The organism is Bartonella sp. AP40SXNS, from assembly GCF_042195825.1.
In the GTDB taxonomy this organism is placed as follows: domain Bacteria; phylum Pseudomonadota; class Alphaproteobacteria; order Rhizobiales; family Rhizobiaceae; genus Bartonella.
The window spans coordinates 1-969 of the sequence record NZ_JBHIPB010000090.1 but is presented as its reverse complement, the minus strand read 5'-3'; the positions used below and the strand labels follow the sequence as shown (position 1 = coordinate 969).

1 protein-coding gene and 2 pseudogenes are annotated in these 969 nt (G+C 39.8%); all 3 read left to right on the top strand.

Features of this window, described 5'->3' with window-relative positions; all coding sequences use genetic code 11:
- Nucleotides 1-329, top strand: a pseudogene (locus ACFILZ_RS09920) (hypothetical protein); the annotation flags it as partial.
- Nucleotides 326-733: a hypothetical protein gene (locus tag ACFILZ_RS09915; protein ID WP_375611070.1), complete on the top strand. Its 408-nt coding sequence runs from the start codon at nucleotides 326-328 to the stop codon at nucleotides 731-733. The pseudogene ACFILZ_RS09920 and the gene ACFILZ_RS09915, both read left to right, overlap by 4 nt.
- 3 nt (nucleotides 734-736) lie before the next feature.
- Nucleotides 737-969: pseudogene (locus ACFILZ_RS09910) on the top strand (filamentous hemagglutinin); the annotation flags it as partial.

The window sequence follows — 969 nt, the reverse complement described above, 5'->3', positions numbered from 1 at the left end:
AAAATTATATCTACATACAAGGTCATATGTTAGACCCCATTAGTACAGTGATTGGTTACAATTGGCCTACGGCTTATAAGGCACCTTTAAATCTAGATTTTTCACTTTTGGAGAAAGGTATAAAAAATCCTTTTTATATGACGATATTTGCAGCAAACAGTTTATTTACTATAGCAACTAATCCTCTCAGAGAGATGGGGAGAGCGGTCTTGGGCCTTAACCCGAGCCCCCATAATTGTTATGCTGATGCGAGTGATGCGTGTAGATGGAATTACGGTTCATTTGATTTTAAAAAACTTTATTCAACGAGAACAGGGAACAAAAAATGAAAATGTTGTTTAATTTATTAAGCCTGCTCATTTTGTTAACGGTTACTGGATGTGACATTGAAAACATTGACAAACCTGCTCCAGGGTACGTGAGTATGTGGGAGAAATCAGGTGCGGATTCTACTGAGGTAGGAAAAGCCTTATTAGAATGTGGAATGCCGAGTCTTATCGATCCTGATTCAGAAAATAGAAAGCAGAGCATCAATGCAAAAGCAACAACTTATACATGTATGATTCAAGCAGGATTCCGTTATAAAGGGGGAGGGAGTCCGTGTTATACTTTTAAAGAGGAAAACCTCCCCATTTGTCAGCCTGGTGCTGTCATCCCGAAGAGAAGTGTCGAAAAGCGCTTAAACAGCCCGTTTTGTAGAAGGTATAAAAACGCGGATGAATGCCAGCCTTAAGTGATGATCAACAATCTGCCATCCTTGCCTTCACTTGGAATGGCGCGATTGTTTCCTCACGCACATTATTTAACGGATGAAGAACAACAGAATTTACAAAAAGGTTCTGATGGCAAGGTTCATTTTTTCCTCAATGGTATTCTTACAGCACCAGATGAAGCAGCCCATAATGCGGTTCAGTTGGCTGATAACAAGAATGATCCACACTATTTTCTGATGTTCCCTCATAGCGATTC

What these genes read in the sequence shown, in the direction of transcription:
- ACFILZ_RS09915 (WP_375611070.1), top strand. Translation starts at nt 326, where the DNA reads ATGAAAATGTTGTTTAATTTATTAAGCCTGCTCATTTTGTTAACGGTT.